This window comes from Xenorhabdus sp. PB30.3 (assembly GCF_963895965.1).
Classification (GTDB): Bacteria; Pseudomonadota; Gammaproteobacteria; order Enterobacterales; family Enterobacteriaceae; genus Xenorhabdus; species Xenorhabdus stockiae.
In genome coordinates this window covers 1-23,283 of sequence record NZ_CAWQMW010000170.1, presented here as the reverse complement: position 1 = coordinate 23,283, position 23,283 = coordinate 1, and the positions used below count along the sequence as shown (strand labels likewise).

General features: G+C 44.4%; 21 protein-coding genes. 14 read left to right on the top strand and 7 right to left on the bottom strand.

The features are described from left to right. The first annotated feature begins 128 nt into the window (after window positions 1–128). From bhsA to AACX38_RS17650, 7 genes are all read left to right on the top strand, one after another. Complete coding sequence (gene bhsA / locus AACX38_RS17680) at window positions 129–380, top strand: multiple stress resistance protein BhsA (RefSeq protein WP_228865069.1); 252 nt, start codon at window positions 129–131, stop codon at window positions 378–380. Window positions 381–660: 280 nt separating this feature from the next. Then, a complete protein-coding gene (locus tag AACX38_RS17675; protein ID WP_099122769.1) occupies window positions 661–1,032 on the top strand; it encodes a helix-turn-helix domain-containing protein in 372 nt (123 codons plus the stop codon). Window positions 1,033–1,242: 210 nt separating this feature from the next. After that, window positions 1,243–1,710, top strand: a complete 468-nt coding sequence (gene soxR, locus AACX38_RS17670; protein WP_099122770.1) for a redox-sensitive transcriptional activator SoxR — start codon at window positions 1,243–1,245, stop codon at window positions 1,708–1,710. Window positions 1,711–2,029: 319 nt separating this feature from the next. Beyond that, window positions 2,030–3,733 (top strand): anaerobic glycerol-3-phosphate dehydrogenase subunit A, encoded by a 1,704-nt coding sequence (gene glpA, locus AACX38_RS17665; protein ID WP_228865070.1) that lies wholly within the window; start codon window positions 2,030–2,032, stop codon window positions 3,731–3,733. Further along, window positions 3,723–5,018, top strand: coding sequence for a glycerol-3-phosphate dehydrogenase subunit GlpB (gene glpB / locus AACX38_RS17660; RefSeq protein ID WP_228865068.1), 1,296 nt, complete (start codon window positions 3,723–3,725; stop codon window positions 5,016–5,018). Before glpA ends, glpB begins: the two co-directional genes overlap by 11 nt. Further along, on the top strand, window positions 5,015–6,211 hold the full coding sequence (glpC, locus tag AACX38_RS17655; protein WP_228865067.1) for an anaerobic glycerol-3-phosphate dehydrogenase subunit GlpC: 1,197 nt from the start codon (window positions 5,015–5,017) through the stop codon (window positions 6,209–6,211). Before glpB ends, glpC begins: the two co-directional genes overlap by 4 nt. A gap of 132 nt (window positions 6,212–6,343) precedes the next feature. Beyond that, entirely contained in the window at window positions 6,344–7,453 is a 1,110-nt protein-coding gene (locus AACX38_RS17650) for a Fic family protein (RefSeq protein ID WP_228865066.1), read from the top strand. A 47-nt stretch (window positions 7,454–7,500) separates the two neighbouring features. Here the strand turns inward: AACX38_RS17650 and AACX38_RS17645 are convergent, their stop codons facing one another. Continuing rightward, window positions 7,501–8,601, bottom strand: coding sequence for a glycerol dehydrogenase (locus AACX38_RS17645; RefSeq protein WP_228865065.1), 1,101 nt, complete (start codon window positions 8,599–8,601; stop codon window positions 7,501–7,503). Between the two features lie 223 nt (window positions 8,602–8,824). Next, window positions 8,825–9,493 (bottom strand): 7-cyano-7-deazaguanine/7-aminomethyl-7-deazaguanine transporter, encoded by a 669-nt coding sequence (locus tag AACX38_RS17640; protein ID WP_228865064.1) that lies wholly within the window; start codon window positions 9,491–9,493, stop codon window positions 8,825–8,827. Between the two features lie 179 nt (window positions 9,494–9,672). Here AACX38_RS17640 and tusA point away from each other — a divergent pair, with 179 nt between their 5' ends. After that, window positions 9,673–9,915: a sulfurtransferase TusA gene (gene tusA, locus AACX38_RS17635; protein WP_228865063.1), complete on the top strand. Its 243-nt coding sequence runs from the start codon at window positions 9,673–9,675 to the stop codon at window positions 9,913–9,915. A 702-nt stretch (window positions 9,916–10,617) separates the two neighbouring features. Here the strand turns inward: tusA and AACX38_RS17630 are convergent. From AACX38_RS17630 to rsmD, 4 genes are all read right to left on the bottom strand, one after another. Beyond that, window positions 10,618–12,960, bottom strand: a complete 2,343-nt coding sequence (locus AACX38_RS17630) for a zinc/cadmium/mercury/lead-transporting ATPase (RefSeq protein ID WP_228865062.1) — start codon at window positions 12,958–12,960, stop codon at window positions 10,618–10,620. A 230-nt stretch (window positions 12,961–13,190) separates the two neighbouring features. After that, the gene (locus AACX38_RS17625) at window positions 13,191–13,817 is read right to left on the bottom strand and encodes a lysoplasmalogenase (protein ID WP_099109606.1); all 627 of its coding nucleotides are present in this window, start codon (window positions 13,815–13,817) and stop codon (window positions 13,191–13,193) included. 276 nt (window positions 13,818–14,093) lie between these two features. Then, window positions 14,094–14,363, bottom strand: a complete 270-nt coding sequence (locus AACX38_RS17620; RefSeq protein ID WP_099122777.1) for a DUF1145 family protein — start codon at window positions 14,361–14,363, stop codon at window positions 14,094–14,096. Window positions 14,364–14,403: 40 nt separating this feature from the next. Next, window positions 14,404–14,982, bottom strand: coding sequence for a 16S rRNA (guanine(966)-N(2))-methyltransferase (gene rsmD, locus AACX38_RS17615; protein ID WP_228865061.1), 579 nt, complete (start codon window positions 14,980–14,982; stop codon window positions 14,404–14,406). Between the two features lie 402 nt (window positions 14,983–15,384). Between rsmD and ftsY the strand changes: the two genes are divergently transcribed. The 6 genes from ftsY to AACX38_RS17585 all read left to right on the top strand — a co-directional run bounded on the left by ftsY (window position 15,385) and on the right by AACX38_RS17585 (window position 22,343). Continuing rightward, a complete protein-coding gene (gene ftsY / locus AACX38_RS17610; RefSeq protein ID WP_228865060.1) occupies window positions 15,385–17,007 on the top strand; it encodes a signal recognition particle-docking protein FtsY in 1,623 nt (540 codons plus the stop codon). A 6-nt stretch (window positions 17,008–17,013) separates the two neighbouring features. Continuing rightward, window positions 17,014–17,679 (top strand): cell division ATP-binding protein FtsE, encoded by a 666-nt coding sequence (gene ftsE, locus AACX38_RS17605; protein WP_099109610.1) that lies wholly within the window; start codon window positions 17,014–17,016, stop codon window positions 17,677–17,679. Beyond that, the gene (gene ftsX, locus AACX38_RS17600) at window positions 17,672–18,652 is read left to right on the top strand and encodes a permease-like cell division protein FtsX (RefSeq protein WP_228865059.1); all 981 of its coding nucleotides are present in this window, start codon (window positions 17,672–17,674) and stop codon (window positions 18,650–18,652) included. The genes ftsE and ftsX overlap by 8 nt, the downstream gene beginning before the upstream one ends. Before the next feature lie 215 nt (window positions 18,653–18,867). After that, a complete protein-coding gene (gene rpoH, locus AACX38_RS17595; RefSeq protein ID WP_099122781.1) occupies window positions 18,868–19,719 on the top strand; it encodes an RNA polymerase sigma factor RpoH in 852 nt (283 codons plus the stop codon). Between the two features lie 180 nt (window positions 19,720–19,899). Then, on the top strand, window positions 19,900–21,165 hold the full coding sequence (locus AACX38_RS17590) for a GntP family permease (protein ID WP_228865058.1): 1,266 nt from the start codon (window positions 19,900–19,902) through the stop codon (window positions 21,163–21,165). A 26-nt stretch (window positions 21,166–21,191) separates the two neighbouring features. Continuing rightward, a complete protein-coding gene (locus AACX38_RS17585) occupies window positions 21,192–22,343 on the top strand; it encodes a glycerate kinase (protein WP_228865057.1) in 1,152 nt (383 codons plus the stop codon). A gap of 99 nt (window positions 22,344–22,442) precedes the next feature. On the opposite strand, the gene AACX38_RS17580 is transcribed toward AACX38_RS17585, so the two are convergent. Continuing rightward, on the bottom strand, window positions 22,443–22,748 hold the full coding sequence (locus AACX38_RS17580) for a helix-turn-helix domain-containing protein (RefSeq protein ID WP_099122784.1): 306 nt from the start codon (window positions 22,746–22,748) through the stop codon (window positions 22,443–22,445). Window positions 22,749–23,283: the final 535 nt, after the last annotated feature.

The window sequence follows — 23,283 nt, the reverse complement described above, 5'->3', positions numbered from 1 at the left end:
TTATTTTTTACTATACCTATTGACCTCATGTTAACTTGAGGTTCTAGAGTAAGAATCCAATGCTGCTACCAATTGATAAAATATTTCACAGAACTTTCGTAAATTGAAAAATAAAATAGGATCATACGATGAAAACCTCAAAGTATATTATCGCGTTATTGGCACTAAGCACGATTTCATTTGGTTCAATGGCCGCAGTTGAGGTCAAGTCCGCTACAGGAGAGAAGATAGGTATTGTTTCAGTAACAGGGGCGGAAACTTTAGAAGCACTCACTGATCAATTATCCAAAAAGGCTGACGAAGCGGGAGCAAAATATTTCCGTATTATTTCTGCATCCGGTCAGAATCATTTAAGTGGAACTGCTGAGATATATAGATAGCTAATAGTTATTCATCACATATTGATGATAACCTATAGATATTACAACCTACATATAGGTCAATATTTGAGTGTTGAATTATTAGATTTAATTTTGTTTAAAGATAGCTGTTTTCAGCATTACATAAATTCAAGCCCGGTTACTTAGATTTTAATGTGTTGGTTGTAGTGAGTAACCGGTTTTTTCAGACTTGAATAATAAATTGTTAACTGGGTAATTCAGATTTTCTGAATAATAATATGTTTTAAAATAAACAACTTATTGATGATGGGTTGAGAGCATGAAAAATATTATTAATGAGAAGGTTATTGAAGATCTTGTTTATTGGATTGAAAAAAACATTGAGAATGAATTAAACATTGAAATTGTAGCTAAAAAGTCTGGTTATAGTAAATGGCATTTGCAGCGAATTTTTAAAAATATAACAGGAACTACTCTAGGTAGCTATATAATCAAACGACGTTTGTCTAATGCAGCTATTTCTATTTGTTCATCAAAAAATACACTTTACAATGTGGCATTACAGTATCAGTTTGATTCACAACAATCTTTTTCCCGATCATTTAAAAAACATTTTGGTATAACACCAAGTGAATGGAGAAAAAATCTGAACTCTAATAATGTTTTCTCCTTGGTTTATAAGGCGGAATAGTGACATCAATAAGAAAGAAGAATTGATGTGCTTAATTAAGTTTCTGCCGACTGGTCATTATCAGATTATGGCCTTAACCGATGACTAGAGACACGATGAATAAATTGGAATTCTGGCCCAATTTACGAAAAAACGGTGAGGTATTTGACCAATTGGCAGAAACGTTAGATTTTTTCCATAAAACTGAAAGTTAACCCGGGTTACATAGCAATGAAAAAAAACAGATCCATTAATTTAAATAGAGCATTAACGGTGGGAGAAGTAGCAAAACGTAGTGGAGTAACGGTAGCGACAGTACATTTTTATGAATCTAAAGGATTAATCAAAAGCTCACGCAATCAGGGAAATCAGCGCCGTTTTCCTGCGGTTGTGCTGCGTTATATCGCAATTATTAAAGTAGCACAGAGTACAGGCATTCCTTTGAAAGAAATACAGGAAATACTCAGTCAGTTTCCCCCCAATAGTAAACTTACAGCTGAACAATGGCGAATAATTTCCTTGCACTGGCGGGATTCGCTGGAGCAGCGCATAACAAAATTAACCCGGTTGCGTGATAATTTGGATGGTTGTATTGGTTGTGGCTGCCTTTCACTGACAGAATGCCCATTACGCAATCCCAATGATATTTTAGGTGAAACAGGTTCAGGGCCGATAATTTTATTACAAAAAGAAAAATAATCTATTCCACAAAGGGATAGGTAACATAGTTCCCGGCATCGTGTTCTCAAAGTAACGGTTTTTTAGCTAAAACAAGAATACCAAATCATCATGCCGCTCAGTTTCTCTTCACAAAACATCAACCACTTCTCATAAAAACCCCTCAAAAAATAGTGATATTTCTCACGATATTGAATTTTTTGTCGTCCAAAATACGCGTTTTAGGTTCGTTTTTGTTCCTTATCAAACAATTCCTACCCATTTTGGATATATTTTTATCATCAACCGGATTTACTGACCGGATATGTGACTGGCATAGAAGCGAAAGAAAGGAGCATCTCTGATGAATGGCTCTCCTGTAACAGAAACTGATGTCATTATTATTGGTGGAGGCGCAACAGGTGCTGGTATCGCAAGAGATTGCGCCCGCAGGCGCTTACGCTGCATCTTATTAGAGCGGCATGATATTGCGACCGGTGCAACCGGACGCAATCATGGTCTGTTGCATAGCGGTGCACGCTATGCCGTCACAGACAGCGAATCGGCAAAAGAGTGTATAAAAGAAAACAGGATCCTCAAATCTATTGCCCGACATTGCATTGAAAAAACACACGGTTTGTTTATTACCTTGCCGGAAGATTCACTGAAATATCAGCAAACTTTTATTGCTGCGTGTGAAAAGGCAGGAATTGATACACAGGCGATTGATCCTGAAGAAGCGAAACGTTTTGAACCGGCAGTTAACCCGGATTTGATCGGCGCTGTGATTGTGCCAGATGGGACGGTTGACCCTTTCCGTCTGACAGCGGCCAATATGCTGGATGCCAGAGAGCATGGCGCACAAATACTGACGTATCATGAAGTCATGGGGTTAATCAGGCAAGGGGATAAAATTACCGGCGTTCATGTTTATGATCATCGCACTAAGTGCCTGTATGACATTTATGCGCCGATAGTGGTGAATGCTGGTGGAATTTGGGGGCAGAAAATTGCCGAGTATGCGGATCTCAGAGTCCATATGCTGCCGGCCAAAGGATCGTTGCTGATCTTAGGACATCGCATTAACAATATGGTGATCAACCGCTGTCGTAAACCCGCAGATGCCGATATTCTCGTACCCGGTGACACTATCTCGCTGATCGGCACGACTTCTTCCCGCATTGAATACGATCAGATTGATAACATGTCTGTGACTAAGGAAGAGGTCGATATCTTAATCCGGGAGGGAGCAAAATTATCCCCCCGACTTGCACAAACCCGTATCTTACGGGCTTATGCGGGAGTCCGCCCTTTAGTCGCGAGTGAGGATGATCCATCGGGCAGAAACGTCAGCCGTGGTATTGTGCTGCTTGATCATACCCAACGTGATGGTCTGGACGGATTTATAACCATTACTGGCGGTAAACTGATGACATATCGCCTGATGGCTGAATGGGCAACCGATAAGATTTGCGAGAAACTTAATATTACCGCGCATTGTACGACAGCACAGGAGCCATTGCCCGGCTCAGAGAACTCCACCGAACAAACACGCCAGCACACGTCACACAGTAAAAGCCCACATAGTAAAAAACCGCATTGTAGCACCGTAACTCTCTCCGCTCCCATTCGTGAGTCGGCCATTTATCGTCATGGAGATCGAGCCAGCCAGTTACTGAGTACCGAACGATCAGATAAAAGTCTGGTATGTGAATGTGAAGCGGTAACTGCGGGAGAAGTACGTTATGCAACGGAATCTTTGGCGGTGACTAACCTACTGGACTTGCGCCGTCGTACTCGTGTTGGCATGGGAACCTGTCAGGGAGAATTGTGTGCCTGTCGTGCGGCAGGGCTACTTAATCGTCTCGGTGTAATAACAGAACAGGAATCAGAGCAGCAACTGAAACAGTTCCTGAATGAACGCTGGAAAGGGATCCGCCCTGTCGTCTGGGGGGATGCGTTACGGGAAAGCGAGTTCACCAGCTGGGTTTATCAAGGGCTGTGCGGTTTAGATGACCATGATACCGATAACCAGCCAGTAACGGAGACTGACAATGAAATTTGATGCTGTCATTATTGGAAGCGGGCTGGCGGGACTGACTAGTGGTATTCGGCTGGCAGAAGCAGGTAAATCCTGTGCGATAGTCAGTTCAGGCCAAAGTTCTCTTTATTTCTCTTCTGGTTCGATGGATTTTCTTGCCCGTTTGCCTGATGGGGGTGAAGTCACCCATCCCTTACATGCCTTATCTGAACTGACCAGACAGGCTCCGCATCACCCTTACAGTCGGATAGGAGAAAAAAATGTAGTATCACTGGCTTATCAGGCTGAAAAATTAATCAGGGACAGCGGACTGGTTATGACAGGCTCTGCTTCACAAAACCATTATCGTGTTACGCCCGTTGGTCGTCAGCGCATGACTTGGCTAAGTCCGGAGCGAGTACCGGTTCGTGAGCTGGAACGGCCATTTAAATGGGAAAGTGTTGTTGTGATCGGCATTGCGGGATTTCTGGATTTTCAGCCCGGCATCGTCGCCAGTGCACTACAGAGGCAGGGAGTGAAAGCCAGTGCGCAGGAGATCCACTTACCTTTTCTCGACAGACTGCGTGATAACCCCAGTGAATTTCGCTCCGTTAATATCGCTCATTTACTGGATCTGCCTGAAAATCTGACTCTGATAGCGGAGGAAATCAGCCGTCTGGCGCAGGGGTATGAAGCTGTGTTCCTGCCTGCCTGTATTGGTCTGGAAACAGACCAAGTTGTGCAGGCATTGCAGATGCAGGTGAAAAAGCCGGTCTATTTGTTACCGACATTACCTCCTTCCTTGTTGGGGATCCGGGTGGATCAGATGTTGCGTGCTCGGTTCCGTCATTTTGGTGGAGTGATAATGACGGGCGATAGGGTCAATGGTGTGGAAATGGCAGAGAACCATATTACTGGTTTGTATACCCGTAATCATGGTGATATCCCGCTGCGGGCTTCTCACGTGATTCTGGCAACCGGTAGTTTTTTCAGTAATGGGCTGAAAGCCAAGTTTAACCGGGTTTATGAACCCTTACTTGATTTAGATCTGCTGGCGTACTCCTCACGTGAACAATGGACGCGACAAAATGTTTTTGCTCCTCAGCCTTATCTTAAATTTGGTGTCACCACGGATGAATATTTACGGCCATTAAAATCAGGTCAGGTGGTGAAAAACCTGTATGCTGCCGGTTCTGTGCTGGGGGGATATGATCCATTGTTTGAAGGCTGTGGTTCCGGGGTTTCTTTATTGAGTGCCTTATTTGTTGCTGAACAAATCATCACCGGGCAACGAGTCACAAAACAGCGGATACCGGAGATTGCACAATGAACATAAGGGATAACAGTTTTGAAAGCTGTATTAAATGCACTGTCTGTACTACCCATTGTCCGGTGGTTAAAGCTAATCCGGGCTATCCCGGGCCAAAACAGGCCGGCCCGGATGGAGAGCGTCTGCGTTTAAAAGATCCTGCTTTATATGATGAAGCGCTGAAATACTGTACTAACTGCAAGCGCTGTGAAGTTGCATGTCCGTCTGATGTAAAAATCGGTGATATTATCCTGCGGGCAAAAGCAGATTATCACTCACAGCGCCCTAAATTGCGGGATGTCATTCTCAGCCATACCGATATGATGGGCACTCTTTCCACTCCGCTTGCTCCCATCGTCAACTCAGTGACCAGCCTGAAACCAGTGCGCCATCTGCTGGATAAAACACTCAGGATTGATCACCGGCGTGAATTACCAAAATACTCTTTCGGTACGTTTCGGGGCTGGTATCACAAACAGGCATCCATCCAACAGCAGTTTATAGAACAGGTTGCCTATTTTCATGGTTGTTTCGTCAATTATAACCATCCACAACTGGGTAAGGATTTATTGAAAGTCTTTAATGGAATGGGGATTGGTGTCCAGTTACTGACGCGGGAAAAATGTTGTGGCGTGCCGTTGATCGCCAATGGCTTTATGGATCGGGCGAAACGTCAGGCGAAAGCTAATCTGCATTCACTAACAGAAAGTGTAATTGAGCGACAAATTCCCGTTGTAACAACGTCATCCAGCTGTACTTTTACCTTACGTGATGAATATCCGCATATTTTGGGCGTAGATACTCGCCCGGTACGTGATCATATTGAGCTGGCAACCCGCTATATTTATCGGTTGCTGGATCAGGGGCGTGATCTGCCTTTGAAACCGATGCCCCTGAAAGTGGCTTACCATACGCCATGTCATATGGAAAAAATGGGCTGGGCAGCCTATTCGATTGAGTTAATAAAGCGTATTCCGGGTATTGAATTAATTATTCTGGACTCTCAGTGTTGTGGTATTGCCGGAACTTATGGTTTCAAAAAAGAAAATTATGAAGTATCTCAGGGGATTGGAGCTGGCCTTTTCCGGCAAATTGAAGAAAGTGGCGTTGATTTGGTGATCACCGATTGTGAAACCTGTAAATGGCAGATAGAGATGTCTACCAGCAAAAAATGCGAACATCCGATTAGTTTACTGGCACGAGCACTGGACTGAATTAACCTATTTTCCAACTAATGAGGCAATTAGAACGATTATTTGCCTCATTTTATGAGGCGAATAGTGTTGTTATTTGCCTCATTTAGTGAGTAGAATGACCAACTGATTGATATCATGAGGTGAATGGTCATGTGGATATGGGAACAGAAAGATTGGCCTGATTTCCAATGGAATGAACGTGAATTGATCTCCATTCTACGTGAGATTAATTTTAATCAGGGGTTGTTACTCGGTTTATCTGCGACTGAAAATACTGAGCAAGCAACGCTGGATAACCTCTTAGCCAGTATTCTCTATTCCTGTGAGATAGAAGGAGAAAAACTAAACGTAGCATCAGTACGTTCTTCGCTGGCGAATCATCTGGGTATCAGTGAGGAAACCCCGTATCCAATCAGTGAACAATCTGATGGCATCGCACGAATCGCGTTTGAAGTCGTAGAGAAATATCAAGAACCGTTAACTCTTGAACGTATTTTGCAGTGGCATGAGTGGATGTTTCCTGTTGGTTATCGGTTAATTAATCCCATCAGTGGTGGGCAATTGCGACATGGCGGTATCGAAGTTGTGTCGGGCAGAATAGACAAGCCCGTTGTCCACTTTTCGGCTCCGCCAGCCGAACGGCTGGAGCAAGAGGTTGCAGCGTTTATCACATGGTTTAACCGTTCCTATTATGACCCTAATCTTGATCCTATTTTGCGGGCTGCGATTGTGCATCTGTGGTTTGTTACCCTGCATCCACTGGAAGATGGTAATGGTCGTATAACCCGTTTTCTGACTGATCTGGCACTGGCGCAGGCAGAAAGCCGATCAATCCGGCTTTATGCGATGTCTGTGAGTATCTGCGAAAGCAGGAAACAATATTATGAAATGCTGGAACAGACTCAGCGTGGTGGGTTGGATATTACGGGCTGGATGAGATGGTTTCTACAAACCCTGAATAACACTCTGATTGTTAAATTGAAACAAATTGATGGAACCGTGAAGAAAACCCGGTTTTGGCGTCGTGTTGATCAGAGCCAGCTCAATGAAGAGCAAGTTAAGGTACTGAACAGAATGTTAGACGGCGATTTCTCTCAGGGAATTAACAGCAGTCAATATCAGAAAGTAGCTAAAGTGAGCAGGGCTACAGCCACCCGACATCTAATCTACCTGACAGAATTAGGGTATCTGGAAAAAACAGAAGCGGGAGGGCGAAGCACTCGTTATGTTATCCATCATGTTAATGGCGTGACCAAATAGGGCGAGGGTTCCCGCCCTGAAACCGCAAAAATGACGCTGAGATTAAATTAGTATAGCCAGTCTTTTCCCATCTGATCTGCTGCCAGAATTGCGGCATAGACCTGCTCTGGAGTGACGGTAAATGGCATATTGTGAATAGTTTCCCCTTCTGCACAGCTTACTTTAGCGACCTGCATAATTTTCTGATGCAAATTTTCACTATCGCGCAGGCCAAGCTGTTCCAGCGTAATTGGAAGGCCAACTTGTACACAAAAGTCGAGTACGGTTTCTAGTTCTTCACTGGGGCTATTTTCTAATATGAGTTGTGTCAGCGTACCAAATGCGACTTTTTCACCATGATACAGGTGGTGACACTCTTCCAGTATGGTAAACCCATTATGGATGGCGTGTGCAGCGGCAAGCCCCGCGCTTTCAAAACCAATTCCGCTGAGATAGGTATTTGCTTCAACAATATTTTCAACCGCAGGCGTTGTCACTCCGGCTTCTACCGCCAGTTTTGCTTTATAGCCTTCTGACAATAATGTGTCGTAACACAATTTAGCCAGTGCCAGCCCGGCCAGAGAAGTTGTTCCTCCTGCCATAGTCGGATTATGAGCTGTACTGCTGGCCCTCGCCTCAAAGTAGGTAGCCAGTGCATCTCCCATACCAGCAACAAACAGCCGGACAGGTGATTTTGCAATAATTTTCGTGTCCACTAACACAATATCGGGATTTTTAGGGTAGAACAGATAGCTATCAAATTCCCCCAATTCTGTATACAGAACGGAAAGCGCACTGGTTGGTGCATCAGTCGAGGCCAGAGTCGGAGAGACAAGAATGGGTAATTTTGATTCGTGTGCTACAGCTTTTGCGGTATCAAGCGTTTTTCCTCCACCAATTCCAATTACGGCCTGACATTGATTAGTGAGTAGGATGGCTGACAGGCGTTCTATTTCTTTACGGCTGCACTCGCCGTTGAAGACTTCAAAATGGCTGGTGACTTCATTTTGTTTCAGGCTCTTACTGACTGTATCCCCGATAAGATTGAATACAAAATTATCAGCAATAACAAAAACATGGTCAGCAAGTATTTTCGTATAGTAGCCAATGCAGGATATCGCATCCGGCCCTTGGATATATTTGGATGGAGACTGGATAACTTTCAGCATAAGAAATATTCCTTCTTCACTGGAAACTCAACATAACCTGTTAATAGCATCGGTATGTGACAGGTTATCAGTCGTTTCGAATAAAAGTGTGTGTTTGCCTGTCCGTCAACACTATACGACAAAACATACCCGTAGGTTATCTGTAAAAGCAGGAAATGCGCGATTTGTGAGGAAAAGCTGAAAGGCGATCTGCACCCTGATTAGCTCAGGGCGCAATGTCGTTTTAGCGGGTTTGTGCCAGTGCCTTATCTGATGAGTGAGAGAAAAAGAATTTCAGGATAAGGTTCAGTAAAATGCCATAAGCTGGCAGGAAGAAAAGCATACAAATAAACAGCTTAAATGCATAATCCACTAACGCGATTTCTACCCAGTGGGTTGCCATAAAGGCATCGCTGCTGCGATAAAAAGCGATAAAGAAAAAGGCAAGAGTATCAAGCATATTACCGAAAAACATGGCCGCTGCCGGTGCCATCCACCAATGCTGGTTCTGACGCAGGCGGTTGAACACGCCGACATCTAATATCTGACCGAGAACATAAGCCATAAAACTTGCTGCTGCAATGCGGGCAACAAACAGATTAAACGTTCCTAAAGCCGCAAAACCCTGCCACGATCCCTGAAAAAATAGCGCAGAGATGAAGTAAGAGATAATCAGAGCCGGAAGCATGACCGTCATAATTATCCGGCGTGCTAATGGCGCACCGTAAATACGTACGGTCAAATCTGTTGCCAGAAAGATAAAGGGAAAGGTGAATGCTCCCCAGGTGGTGTGAAAACCAAAAATAGAAATGGGCAGTTGCACCAGATAGTTACTGGAAGTAATGATCAGAATATGAAACAGCGAAAGCCAGATTAAAGCCGAAGCTTTCTGCTGCTGAGTAAGTTGAAACATATTGTACCTTTTTGCTGGATGGGGTGAGGGAACCCAGAAACAAATTTCCCTGAATTATCAGGAGAGAAGCATCATACGCGGGTTGAGTAATATACTCAATGGGTTTCAAAATGCGGTGATTGAGGTGAATATGTAATATAATCCACCGCTATAGATTGTTTGAACCTACAGAGATTGTTATGTCTGATGTTTTTGCCAACCCTGATAAAATACTTGATACACAGGGATTACGCTGCCCGGAGCCGGTCATGATGGTGCGTAAAACGGTCCGTCACATGGATGTCGGACAGACTTTATTGATCGTTGCGGATGATCCGGCGACGACTCGTGATATTCCCGGCTTTTGTCGTTTTATGGAACATACTCTGCTTGCTCATGAGACAGCGGAAACGCCTTATCGGTATCTAATCAAAAAAAATTAAAAGATTGCTTAATAAACTGGTAGAAATATAAACCCGTGCTAAGCTTATCAATGTGGGACTTGGAAATCTTATCACCTCACTAAGTGCCATATTTCCTTTTGTCTTAATAGCAATCTTGAGTAACTGTAGTCTTATTTTGAAAAGGTGCGCCTTAGCACCTTTTCAATTTGTTTTATCTATTATTGGTCTGTTAAACATTTTATCAATAACAGCCTGAAAGCCTACATGGCTATTATAATACTCTTTGGGTAAAGGATGTCTTTTAGAAAAGGATGCTGATAATTTTTTGATTACATTAAGTTGCAATCAAATGAGAGTATTAAAGGAATAATCTGTATTCCGGCGTTTTTTTATAATAAATCTTGATACATACACAAAATATTTGCCAGTAATCTGGAGAGTATTGTTCAATCATTAATAGTCCGGTGGTTTGGCCACAACCACCGGGCGGGTATGGATGAATGGGCGTGAAATATACCTGATTGGTTCGCTGTCTTTATTTTTGTGACGAAAAAAGAAGTGTGATTTTTAATAAACAAGTTGTGAATCCAGGTAGATTAAAAATGAAATGATAAGAGGGAAGAATAAAAATAATTAGAAAGTTTCTTATAAACTATTTCATGAACTTTCAAAGTATTTCTGAGTTAATTATATATCCCCCACTCATATTTGAGTGAGGGCGTATTCATGCAGAGAGGTTATTTATTGTCCCTTGTTTTTGATGCGCAGCAGACGGATAGCATTCGCTGTCACCAGTGCTGTAGCACCTGAATCCGCTAACACTGCCATCCACAATCCTGTAATCCCCAATAAGCTGGTGATAAGGAAGATAGCCTTCAAGCCTAATGCGATAGTGATATTCTGACGAATATTGTAGTGTGTTGCCCGTGATAGAGTAATAATTTCCGCCAGACCAGTCAGCCGGTTATGAGTTAGTGCGGCATCAGCTGTTTCCAGCGCAACATCCGTACCACTTCCCATCGCAACCCCAATACTTGATGCTTTCATCGCCGGTGCATCGTTAATGCCATCACCGACCATCATCGTTTTGTGTTTTTCATTAAGCTGCATAACCGCAGAGACTTTGTCTTCCGGTAGCAATCCTGCCCGATAATCAATATCCAGCTGGCCTGCAATAGCTGCCGCTGCCCGGGGGTTATCGCCCGTTAGCATCACTGCATTGACGCCTTGACGCTTCAGGGACTGGATAGCTTCAATGGCATCCTGACGCAAAGTATCCTGCATGGCAATCAGGCCAATAAACTGCCCATCCTGAACAATGGCAACGGTTGTTTTACCGCTGTCTTCCAGTTCAATAACCCGTTGTTTCCATTGTGGTGATAAAACATTTTCAGAAAGCCGCCCGGGAGCAGAAACCAGTATCTTCTGCCCTGATAACTGACCTTCAATCCCAATACCGGCAAGAGCTTTACGGTTCTCGGCTTCGACAACCGTTATACCTTTATTTTCTGCTTCATTAAGAATGGCTTTTGCCAGTGGATGATGAGATCCACTTTCTACCGAACCTGCTAATGCCAGCAACATTTCCACACTGATATTTTCCACGGGTTCAACATTCGTAACCTGAGGCTTTCCTTCAGTCAGTGTACCGGTTTTATCCAGTGCAATCGTGGTGATGCTGCCGAGTTGCTCTAAGGCTGCTCCACCTTTGATGAGTGCACCACGGCGAGTGGCAGCGGCGAGTGCGGAAGTAATCGCAGCAGGCGTTGAAATAACCAGAGCACAAGGGCAGCCAATCAATAGCAGGGTCAGGCCACGATAGATCCACATATCCCACGGTTCGGCGAAAAACAGGGGAGGTATCACGATAACAAGTGCTGAGAGCAGGATAATCAGCGGCATATAGATACGGCTGAATTTATCGATAAAGCGCTCAATCGGAGCACGGCGTTCTTCAGCTTCTTCAATTAACTGTAGGATACGGTCAATGGCGTTGTGTCCCGGTTCAGAAACAACCTGCATTTGAACTGATCTATCAATCGAAAGGCAACCGGCTGCGACTTTTTCCCCTTGCTGGCGTTCAACAGGGACAGATTCTCCCGTCAGAGCACTTTCATCGAAACTGGCAAACGGATTAAGAAGTTCGGCATCTGTAGGCAAACGAGCACCCGGAGCGATTTCAATAATGTCTCCCGGACGCAGGTCAGCGGCAGAAATCTTTTTCTTGATGCCATCTTTTACAAGTAGTGCCTGTTCGGGAACCAGAGCCATCAGAGCGCTGACACCTCTTCGAGTACGACCTGCGGCATAACCTTCTAAGATTTCGCCTAACTTGAACAGTAAAATCACCATTGCGGCTTCTGAAGTAGCGTTGATGAACAATGCACCGATAGCCGCTACAGTCATTAATGTTTCAATGGCAAAGAAAGAGCCGGAACGGAACAACCTGATGGCTTTGACCGCGATAGGATATAACCCAATCAGAACCGTTATGATGAAGGCAATTTTTCCGGCAGGAGCACTCATTTTAGCGATGACCCCACTAGCGGTCATCAATACCGCAAGAAGGAGGATCGGAGAGAATGTTTTCCAGAGGCTGGTTGCTGGTGGCAGTTTAGATGTTGAATCGGTTTCTTTGATTTCAAAACCCGCTTGCTTTACCGCCTTGACGACATCAGCCCGAATATCTGAATCTGCATCTACAACCAGCTTTTCGGTTGCGAATAACACCTTGACCTGTTTAACTTTATCCAGTCTTTTCACTGCATTTTCGATTTTGCCTGCACAACTTGGGCAATCCATACCCTGAATCATCCAGTTAAAACGCTGTCTGGCGGTCAGTTCAGCGGGGACTGTATCCTGTACAGGGCGTGCGTGAGTATGCGAGCAATTTCCGCCATGATGATCATGCGAATGGCTTTTATTATGGGAGTGGGCATGATCATGGGAATGTTGAGGTTTTGTATCACGTGTACGTGATTGCTTACTTTCATTTCTTATGCTGGAAGAACCCTGCAAGGCCCTTTTTGGGAACGAGATAGAGCCACGCTGCGATTGTTTATGTTTTTTGGAAATAGAGAACATAATGGCCTCTCAATGATGTTTATTCAGGTTGATTACCATTAACTCTACACTTTGGAGTTCACTCCAGAGTCAAATGAAAAAAGCAATTATTTTGATGAATTGTGCTATTACCGACGGGGTTTGCAAAGTAGCTGACAGCATTGTAATTGGAAGAAATGGCAAGAATATCTGGGCATTGAAGTGAGGGGTTGATATCAACCCCTCACTTAGGATGAGAATAAAGCAATGATTTAAATAATCAGTGAACGGATAATCAAAAAATGCCCGATAAAACGGCAGGAGGCTACGATTGCTTTTGATAGTTTAAAAGGAAAACGGTATTGGCTAATCATGCTGATGCTGTGCGCAAGAAGTAACAGAATTGCTCCGACCATAGCTGAGAGGCGGCTTTCATTACCGAGTGCAAAATATTGTTCTCCGGCAACCCAAACCATGATGAGAACCATAACCCAGGTATCCAGCACCCGCCAGCGTAATTGATCCAGACGGCTCCAGATAACCAGCATCACCACAATACCTACTACCAATAGAATTAATGGCAGTGGAAAGAATAAATGGAAACTCATATGCAGGGCGAAGCTGATGGTATAGAGCAAATAACTCAGAAATAGCGCGACGAATGAGAATAGTAAATACTTACTGGGGAGCATTCGGAGTGAGTCAGAAAGCAGGGCGGTGATAAGGCCTGCAATAATCAGATAACCTGAAGCTTCAAGGTTTGGAGCCTGAAATGCCCATAATAGCAGAAGCAGCATCGTGACCGGATAGAACACCCATTGCTGCCATTTGATACCACGATAGGCGGCATCAATATATAACCATCCAGAGAAGAACACAGCAAGAAATGGCCAACTCATATTTTTCCTTTCCTTAAATGTTCAGCGCCTGTTTTATCAGGAATTGCTGTTTATGATGGGGATAAAGCGAGAGTACCAACTTTAATTTTATATTAACGAGAAGGTAACGTTTTATTATCAAAAGGAATGTACGTCAATGAGTAATCGTGTGGCGTAAGTTTGGCGTATAAACGGGAAGGCCACTTTTTGCGGTTTCTGCCCCAGTCACATTGTTGCTTATATGGCTGGGGAGTTGCTGTTCAGTACTACTTGCTATTTATCGGGAATATGAAGGTATTATTTTTTTTCCAGCCGGGTTTTCTTCTGCCATGACAATAACTCAAATACCCCGAAAAAGAAGATCTTAGTTTGCAACCAGCCAGAAAGTTTTTGGTCTTTCGGCTGAGAGTGTTTTAACAACAAAAGTTGGAAAGCATGCATGACTACGGTAAAAACCATAGCGATATCCATAAAATACTTTAATGGCTTAGGGAAGGGTTGAACCAGATTTAGGATCATAATCCCCCAGACACAAACCATAATTGCTCTTCCCAATTGGATAAACATCATTGACTCCAGAATTGTATTTAAATAGCCAGACCGTCATTTACTGGCGGCGAATATATAACCTGTATGCAACCTGACCGGCAATCTTTTCCCGGTGTAAGTGCCAGTTTGCAGGGACTGCTGTCGCGGCAGATTCAGATTCTGCTTCGACATAAATCCAGCTTTCCTTAGCCAGCCATCCGTTAGTTTCCAGCAAGTTGATGGTCTCTTCCAGCATTCCTTTTCGAAATGGTGGGTCAAGGAAAATGATATCAAAGGGCGTTCCGGCCTGATTCAGATGTTGTAGCGTATTGTTTTGTATCACTTTTACGTTGTCTGCCTTCAGTAGCGCTAAATTATTCGATAGCTGTTTTGCTACATTACGATCGTACTCAATCAAAGTGGCACTGTTTGCATAACGTGATAACGCTTCAAATCCGAGTGCTCCGCTGCCGGAAAAACAATCCAGACAATCAGCCCCCTGAATGACGGGCATTAACCAGTTGAACAGAGTTTCTCGGACACGATCGGTTGTCGGACGCAGCCCCTCACTATCAGGAACCGGTAATTTTCTTCCGCGCCATTTTCCGCCAATAATACGAATTTGCCCTAAAGACGAGCGCTGTGGTTTTTTAGTCATAGTTACATAAATTAATTATTTGTCATCGCCGTAATATTATCTACTGCTTATCAGGCCTTGATGGTGAATAAAAATACGAGGATCAGGAAACCCATTGATTAATTTACCACGAAATCCTCAATAGAATATGTGTTGTGGTGAGATGAAAATGTTAGACTGGATTTTATCACCATTAGAACCTATCTCTGTAGGCGTAATTGTTAAAATAGAGACCTAACAGATTTCAATTTATGTCACAGACAACAAAGAGGCAACTTGAAATATGAAGAGTATAGCGTCTATTGGTCTGAGTTCTTGACTTATCCCGATAAGAACTGATGGCCTGAAATAAAGGTAATTCCAGTCAGTTTCTGGTGTAGGTTGTTATAACGCCATAATTAACCGCGAGGAGTGTAGTGGCCGATGGCAAAAGAAAAAAAAAGAGGTTTCTTCTCTTGGTTCGGACTTGGTCGTCAGGAAAAGAAGCAACAAGAAGAACAAATTGAACAAGAAAAGCTGGCAGCGGCAGAAGCGGAACAACAACGTTTAGCGGAAGAAGCGGCACGTCAGGTAGCAGCAGAAGCGGAACAACAGCGTTTGGCTGAAGAAGCGGCGCGTCAGGCAGCAGCAGAAGCGGAACAGCAACGCTTAGCCGAAGAAGCAGCCCGTCAGGCGGCAGCAGAAGCGGAACAACAGCGTTTAGCGGAAGAAGCGGCGCGTCAGGCGGCGGCAGAAGCGGAGCAACAGCGTTTAGCGGAAGAAGCGGCGCGTCAGGCGGCGGCAGAAGCGGAACAACAGCGTTTAGCGGAAGAAGCGGCGCGTCAGGCGGCGGCAGAAGCGGAACAGCAGCGTTTAGCGGAAGAAGCAGCTCATCAGGCGGCGGCAGAAGCGGAACAACAGCGTTTGTCTGAAGAAGCGGCGCGTCAGGCGGCGGCAGAAGCAGAACAGCAGCGTTTAGCGGAAGAAGCAGCGCGTCAGGCGGCAGCAGAAGCGGAACAGCAGCGTTTAGCGGAAGAAGCAGCGCGTCAGGCGGCGGCAGAAGCGGAGCAACAGCGTTTAGCTGAAGAAGCGGCGCGTCAGGCTGAAGAACAGGCCTCCTTACCTAAAGAGCAGGAACGTCCGACTAAAGAAGGTTTTTTTGCTCGTCTGAAAAAAAGTCTGGTAAAAACCCGCCAGAATTTGGGTGCCGGATTTTTAGGATTATTCCGTGGTAAGAAAATTGATGATGATCTATTTGAAGAACTGGAAGAACAGTTACTGATTGCTGATGTTGGTGTCGAAACAACTCGCAAGATCATTAACAATTTGACAACTCACGCCAGCCGTAAAGAATTGAAAGATGCGGAAGCGTTATACATAAAACTAAAAGAAGAAATGTCAGGTATTCTGGCTAAGGTTGATAAGCCACTGGAGGTTGAGGGTAAATCACCTTATGTCATTTTGATGGTTGGTGTGAATGGTGTTGGTAAAACGACGACAATTGGTAAATTGGCTCGCCAATACCAGTCACAGGGTAAAACCGTCATGCTGGCTGCGGGTGACACTTTCCGCGCAGCTGCGGTGGAACAATTGCAGGTTTGGGGTGAGCGTAACAAAATCCCGGTAGTTGCACAGCATACCGGTGCCGATCCGGCTTCCGTCATTTTTGATGCTATTCAGTCAGCTAAAGCAAAAGGTGTTGATGTCCTGATTGCAGATACCGCAGGACGTTTACAGAATAAAGCGCATTTGATGGAAGAGCTGAAAAAAATCGTGCGAGTAATGAAAAAGCTGGATGAAGAAGCTCCGCATGAAATTATGCTGACTTTGGATGCCAGCACAGGTCAAAATGCAGTCAGTCAGGCTAAACTATTCCATGAAGCAGTTGGTTTGACCGGTATTTCACTGACCAAGTTGGATGGAACTGCAAAAGGTGGCGTGATCTTCGCTATTGCGGACCAATTCGAAATTCCGATCCGCTATATTGGTGTGGGGGAAGGTATTGAGGATCTCCGTCCATTTAAGGCTGACGATTTTATAGAGGCTCTTTTTACCCGGGAGGATTAACTATCAATGATTCGCTTTGAACAGGTCAGTAAAGCCTATCTGGGAGGACGGCAGGCACTACAAGGGGTGGATTTCCACCTTCGTCCGGGAGAAATGGCATTTTTAACCGGTCATTCAGGAGCGGGTAAAAGTACGCTTCTGAAACTTATTTGTGGCATAGAGCGCCCGAGTGCCGGTTATATCTGGTTTGGCGGGCATGATGTCAGCCGATTGAAAACCCGTGAGATCCCATTCTTACGCCGTCAGATCGGTATGATTTTTCAGGATCATCATCTACTGTTGGATCGCACTGTGTACGATAATGTCGCAATGCCATTGATTATCTCAGGCGCCAGTACTGAAGATATTCGTCGGCGGGTATCAGCGGCGCTGGATAAGGTTGGCCTACTGGACAAAGCGAAAAATTTCCCGATTCAGCTCTCCGGTGGGGAACAACAGCGTGTTGGTATTGCCCGCGCTGTTGTGAATAAACCCACCGTCCTGCTTGCGGATGAGCCGACGGGGAATCTGGATGGTGAACTATCTGAGGGTATTATGCGCTTGTTTGAACAATTCAACCGGGTCGGTACGACGGTTCTTATGGCGACGCATGACACCGCTCTTATTGAGCGCAGGAATTATCGTATTCTGACCCTGAATCAGGGACGTATGCAAGGAGAGCATCATGGCTAAGCCTGCCCGTCATTCAACGAAGAAAACGATTTCTCCCAAATCCCGCTCCAAATCGCTGAAAGGGGGATGGCGCGTACAGTCACGTTATGCATGGAAAAGCACTCTGTCTGATATGTTATTCCAGCCACTGGCAACTTTGCTCACCATCATGGTGATAGCTATCTCTCTGACATTACCGAGTGTATTTTACATCGTCTGGAAAAACGTTAATCAGGCTGTGGAACAATGGTATCCCGTACCACAACTCACGGTGTATCTGGATAAATCACTGAATGACATCAGCTCTAACCAGCTGATTGAAGAGCTAAAAGCAATGGATGGCGTGAAGTCAGTGAACTATCTGTCCCGTGAGGAGGCCGTGACTGAATTTCGCGCCTGGTCAGGGTTTGCCAGTGCCTTAGATATGCTGGAGGAAAATCCGTTGCCAGCGGTAGCGATTGTCTCCCCTAAACTGGATTTTCAGAATTCACAGGCACTGACGACATTACGTGACCGTGTTGCACAGCTAAAAGGTATCGAAGAAGTCAGAATGGATGATGGCTGGTTTGCCCGGCTGACGGCACTGGCTGACCTTATTGGCCGGATTGCTGCGGTAATAGGGGGACTGATGGTCGTTGCTCTGCTTCTGGTGATTGGTAACAGTGTGCGTTTAAGTATTTTCAGCCGTCGTGAAACGATTAATGTCATGAAACTGATAGGGGCAACGGATGGGTTTATCCTTCGGCCTTTTCTCAATGGAGGGGCATTACTGGGAATTCTGGGAGCGATCCTTTCGCTGCTTCTTTCGTACCTGCTAGTCTGGAAACTTTCCAGCGTTGTCACTGAAGTTGCCAGCGTTTTCGGCACTACTTTTAAGTTATACGGCCTGGGTTGGGATGAATCACTATTACTGGTACTGATTTCAGGTATGATTGGTTGGATTGCAGCATGGTTTGCGACTGTCCAGCATTTGCGTCGTTTCAGGCCTGAATAGAACACTTTTGTTGGACTTATGGTGAACTTTTGGGCTTAATCATAGTCGAAGAAACTGTTATTGTTTTGTATACTTTGTCTGTGTGGGCATACAATGCAGATAATTTGAATGTGATCCTCACGATGGTAAAATAGACTCATCTTTGGCCTGAAAAAATCTAATAGGTTTATTCAGGAAAGTTTAAAAGACCACTAATTTAGTTTGAGAGAATTTGAATGACAAAAGAAATGCAAACTTTGGCATTAGTTCCGCAAGGTAGTTTGGAAGGGTACATCCGTGCTTCCAATGCTTATCCTATGCTCTCTGCAGAAGAAGAGAAGGAACTGGCAGAAAGGCTGCATTACCAGGGAGATCTGGATGCAGCAAAACAGCTGATTCTGTCTCACCTGCGCTTCGTTGTTCATGTTGCTCGCAGTTATGCTGGTTATGGTTTGCCGCAGGCGGATCTAATTCAGGAAGGCAATATCGGCCTGATGAAAGCGGTTCGTCGATTTAATCCGGAAGTGGGCGTACGCCTGGTGTCTTTTGCTGTTCACTGGATTAAGGCAGAAATCCATGAATACGTACTGCGTAACTGGCGTATTGTGAAAGTTGCAACGACAAAAGCGCAGCGTAAGTTATTCTTCAATTTGCGCAAGGCTAAACAGCGTTTAGGCTGGTTCAGTCAGGATGAAGTTGATTTGGTTGCCAAAGAATTAGGAGTGACCAGCAAAGATGTTCTGGAGATGGAGTCTCGTATGTCGGCGCAGGATATGGCATTTGATATGCCATCTGATGACGACAGTGACAGCCCGCCAGCTCCGGTACTGTATTTGCAGGATAAAGCGTCTGATTTTGCAGATGGCATTGAAGAAGACAATTGGGAAAACCATGCTGCGGATAAACTTACTGTAGCAATGGAAAAACTGGATGAACGTAGTCAGGATATTATCCGTTCCCGTTGGCTGGATGATGACAACAAATCGACTTTGCAGGAACTGGCAGATAAATACGGTGTATCCGCTGAACGGGTTCGTCAGCTGGAAAAAAACGCCATGAAAAAGTTACGAATGGCGATTGAAGCGTAATTTACACACAGCTAGCTGAGCATGAACGATATATATTTATGCTGAACGCATGCAATAGCAGATTAAAAGGCGATAATTTAGTTATCGCTTTTTTTATGCGCGTTATTTATATAAATGAGTTATGCGCACAGTAATCTTTCGGCTTCAGCTAATAATGAAGTCATTGAGGATAATGACAAGATGACGACTGTTTCTGCTATTGGTGCTATTGCTGCATTGTTTGTTTCTATCGTTCTGATATTAAGAAAAGTTTCTCCTGTTTATGGCATGATGGCCGGTGCGCTGGTTGGCGGTTTGATCGGGGGTGCAGATCTGATACAGACCGTCAATTTGATGGTCACAGGGGCACAAGGGATGACCAATGCTGTTTTACGTATATTGGCAGCGGGTGTTCTGGCTGGTGTGCTGATTGAATCTGGTGCAGCCAGTACCATAGCTGAAACTATTGTACGTAAGGCTGGCGGCAAACGGGTCTTATTGGCTTTAGCAATCGCAACAATGTTGTTGACAGCCGTTGGTGTATTTATTGATGTTGCAATCATTACCGTTGCACCGATTGCTTTGGCAATCGCCCATCGGGCTGATTTATCAAAGATGTCTATCTTACTTGCCATGATTGGCGGAGGTAAAGCCGGAAACGTCATGTCTCCCAATCCAAATACGATTGCTGCATCAGAAGCTTTTCATGTACCTTTAACATCGTTGATGGTCGCAGGTATTCTCCCCGGGCTATTCGGGTTAGTAATGGCTTACTATCTTTCAGGAAGAGTGATAACGCGGGGATATAAGGTCAGAAGCGAAGAGCTGACAATGACCGCACAAGAATCTCTTCCCTCTTTTATGGCTGCAATTTCGGCTCCTGCCATTGCCATCTTTTTGCTGGCTTTGCGTCCAGTTGCTGATATCACTATAGACCCTTTAATAGCATTACCCGTAGGAGGATTGGCTGGTGCTATTATTATGGGGCACTGGCGTCAATCAAATCGCTTTATTCTCTCAGGGCTGAGCCGCATGTCGCCTATAGCTATCATGCTATTAGGGACGGGGACACTGGCAGGCATCATCGCTAATTCTGAACTGAAAGAAATATTGATCCACGGGATAACAGCATCAGGTCTGCCAGCCTATTTACTGGCTCCGGTTTCAGGGGCTTTAATGTCCATGACAACGGCATCCACGACAGCGGGTACAGCCGTTGCTTCGGCGGTCTTTGCACCTACGCTACTCGATTTAGGCATCAGTGCATTAGCAGGAGCTGCGATGTTACATGCAGGGGCTATTGTACTGGATCAGCTGCCACACGGCAGTTTTTTCCATGCGACAGGAGGCAGTGTATATATGCAGTTACACGAACGCCTGAAGTTATTGCCATATGAAACGCTGGTGGGCTTAACTATCGCCTTTATCTCAACCTTAATCTTCGGCGTCTTTGGTTTTGCGGGTTAGATAAATTGAAGGAGAGATAAATTATTATGAAAATTGTCATTGCTCCTGATTCATTTAAGGAAAGTTTAAGTGCAATGCAGGTAGCGGAAGTGATAGAGCGGGGGTTTAGGGAAATTATTCCTCAGGCCGATTACATCAAGTTGCCAATGGCTGATGGTGGAGAAGGCACGGTAGAATCAATGGTGGCTGCGACAGGAGGAAAAAGATTCACATGTACAGTCACTGATCCTCTGGGGCAATCTGTTGAGGCTTTTTGGGGATTACTGGGTGATGGCAAAACCGCAGTGATTGAAATGGCTGCCGCTTCAGGCCTGCATCTGGTGCCACTGGCACAGCGTAATCCTCTTATAACAACAAGTTATGGTACGGGGGAGCTAATTCTGGCGGCCCTTGAGCATGGTATCGAAAAGCTGATTTTAGGTATTGGTGGTAGCGCAACTAATGACGGTGGTGCAGGAATGATGCAGGCACTTGGGGCAAATTTAACGGATGGCGATAACCGTCCTTTACCCTTTGGCGGAGTTGCGCTAACACGCTTGGAGAGTATTAATCTCACAAACCTTGATCCTCGTCTCAGTCAGTTAGAAATTACAGTCGCCTGTGATGTCACTAACCCTCTATGTGGTGAATCAGGCGCATCTGCGGTATTTGGCCCACAAAAAGGAGCAACACCAGAAATGATTAATATACTGGATTCAGCTTTGCTCCATTACGGGATGAAAATTAAAACAGTAACAGGAATTGATGTGCTTGATGCGGCCGGAGCTGGTGCTGCCGGAGGTATGGGAGCCTCTTTACTTGGCTGTTTGAACGCAAAATTACAGTCGGGTGTTGAAATTGTGCTTGATACTCTGAAGCTGGAAAACGCAATTCAGGGCGCAGACTTGGTTATTACTGGCGAAGGGCATATGGACAGCCAGACTATATATGGAAAAACACCTATTGGTGTTGCACGCATAGCCAACAAATTCGGTATACCTGTTATCGCATTAGTGGGGGGAATGAGTAAAGATTATGATGTTGTCCATCAACATGGGCTGACCGCTGTATTTTCTATTATCCCCGAAGTTTGCACTCTCGCTGATGCTTTAGCTGACAGTACCGATAATCTGCATGTATTGGCTCGTAACATTGCATCGGTTTGGCACATAGCTTGTGCACATAAAAAAAGAAGGTGAGGATTAAGAAAGGGAATAAGTACCCAGTAGGGTCAGAAGCCCACATATTTTTCAGTTTAGAGCGGGCTGGCAGGCTTCTGACGGCGGGTTATTCCCCATTTAACAACCATTTTTTCCTATAATTGTTTCAGCAATGGGAATATATTGAGTATCAAGTTTATTAACAATGCCTTCCTTGCTTTCTTCTTCAAAACAGTCTTCAAAGAACCAGGAAATATGAGTTTCCAATTCCAGACAGATGGCAACCAGATGAGTAATATTGATTCGATTGGTTCCTCTTTCATAACGCGAAAGCTGTTGCTGGCTGATACCAATTTGTTTCGCTAAGGCAGTTGCCGTGATCCCTAACTCTTTCCTTTTCTGTTGAATTCTTTGCCCGACTAATAGGTTTGCATCTTCTTCCATATCTTATCCTTTCATCTTTAAATCAGTAAGTTATGGCGTTATCAAGGATAATTGCCCTGGAGCTTAAAAATGACTCAGTTTTCCTTCGTCATTGTGCACGACATAGGAAATACCCTGACGGATTTACCATCGTTCATGGTATGCCTATTGTTACACCTGATTCGCCGTTTTGTTTTCCGACATGCGCCTTGTTTTTTTGATGAAATAACCTTTTTTATTAACGTCTTGTAAAAAACAGAACCTTTACTGAGGCAAGGTATACTCTTCCATGATGCAAACCACGTTTCTCTATTTTGTTATTACCTTGCTTCTTGCAACTGCTTTTCCTCGTCATTGAGCAAAACAGCACTCCGTTCTTCTCATATGAGGAATAATGAACAGGCCTTAAAACGTTAAGTTTGTTATTTTTATATTCATAACATATTGAATTTAAATTAAATTAATATATAAAATCCAATAATATAATTTTTTATAAACAAATCGCCATTATTTGGCATATTTTTGAATTTTAAAGAAGCTTTCTAAGGTTAGAAAC

What these genes read in the sequence shown, in the direction of transcription:
- ftsY (WP_228865060.1), top strand. Translation starts at nt 15,385, where the DNA reads ATGGCAAAAGAAAAAAAAAGAGGTTTCTTCTCTTGGTTCGGACTTGGT.
- glpB (WP_228865068.1), top strand. Translation starts at nt 3,723, where the DNA reads ATGAAATTTGATGCTGTCATTATTGGAAGCGGGCTGGCGGGACTGACT.
- tusA (WP_228865063.1), top strand. Translation starts at nt 9,673, where the DNA reads ATGTCTGATGTTTTTGCCAACCCTGATAAAATACTTGATACACAGGGA.
- AACX38_RS17620 (WP_099122777.1), bottom strand. Translation starts at nt 14,363, where the DNA reads ATGTTTATCCAATTGGGAAGAGCAATTATGGTTTGTGTCTGGGGGATT.
- AACX38_RS17580 (WP_099122784.1), bottom strand. Translation starts at nt 22,748, where the DNA reads ATGGAAGAAGATGCAAACCTATTAGTCGGGCAAAGAATTCAACAGAAA.
- ftsX (WP_228865059.1), top strand. Translation starts at nt 17,672, where the DNA reads ATGGCTAAGCCTGCCCGTCATTCAACGAAGAAAACGATTTCTCCCAAA.
- AACX38_RS17590 (WP_228865058.1), top strand. Translation starts at nt 19,900, where the DNA reads ATGACGACTGTTTCTGCTATTGGTGCTATTGCTGCATTGTTTGTTTCT.
- AACX38_RS17630 (WP_228865062.1), bottom strand. Translation starts at nt 12,960, where the DNA reads ATGTTCTCTATTTCCAAAAAACATAAACAATCGCAGCGTGGCTCTATC.
- glpC (WP_228865067.1), top strand. Translation starts at nt 5,015, where the DNA reads ATGAACATAAGGGATAACAGTTTTGAAAGCTGTATTAAATGCACTGTC.
- rsmD (WP_228865061.1), bottom strand. Translation starts at nt 14,982, where the DNA reads ATGACTAAAAAACCACAGCGCTCGTCTTTAGGGCAAATTCGTATTATT.
- AACX38_RS17585 (WP_228865057.1), top strand. Translation starts at nt 21,192, where the DNA reads ATGAAAATTGTCATTGCTCCTGATTCATTTAAGGAAAGTTTAAGTGCA.
- AACX38_RS17625 (WP_099109606.1), bottom strand. Translation starts at nt 13,817, where the DNA reads ATGAGTTGGCCATTTCTTGCTGTGTTCTTCTCTGGATGGTTATATATT.
- AACX38_RS17650 (WP_228865066.1), top strand. Translation starts at nt 6,344, where the DNA reads ATGTGGATATGGGAACAGAAAGATTGGCCTGATTTCCAATGGAATGAA.
- ftsE (WP_099109610.1), top strand. Translation starts at nt 17,014, where the DNA reads ATGATTCGCTTTGAACAGGTCAGTAAAGCCTATCTGGGAGGACGGCAG.
- bhsA (WP_228865069.1), top strand. Translation starts at nt 129, where the DNA reads ATGAAAACCTCAAAGTATATTATCGCGTTATTGGCACTAAGCACGATT.
- soxR (WP_099122770.1), top strand. Translation starts at nt 1,243, where the DNA reads ATGAAAAAAAACAGATCCATTAATTTAAATAGAGCATTAACGGTGGGA.
- AACX38_RS17640 (WP_228865064.1), bottom strand. Translation starts at nt 9,493, where the DNA reads ATGTTTCAACTTACTCAGCAGCAGAAAGCTTCGGCTTTAATCTGGCTT.
- AACX38_RS17645 (WP_228865065.1), bottom strand. Translation starts at nt 8,601, where the DNA reads ATGCTGAAAGTTATCCAGTCTCCATCCAAATATATCCAAGGGCCGGAT.
- AACX38_RS17675 (WP_099122769.1), top strand. Translation starts at nt 661, where the DNA reads ATGAAAAATATTATTAATGAGAAGGTTATTGAAGATCTTGTTTATTGG.
- rpoH (WP_099122781.1), top strand. Translation starts at nt 18,868, where the DNA reads ATGACAAAAGAAATGCAAACTTTGGCATTAGTTCCGCAAGGTAGTTTG.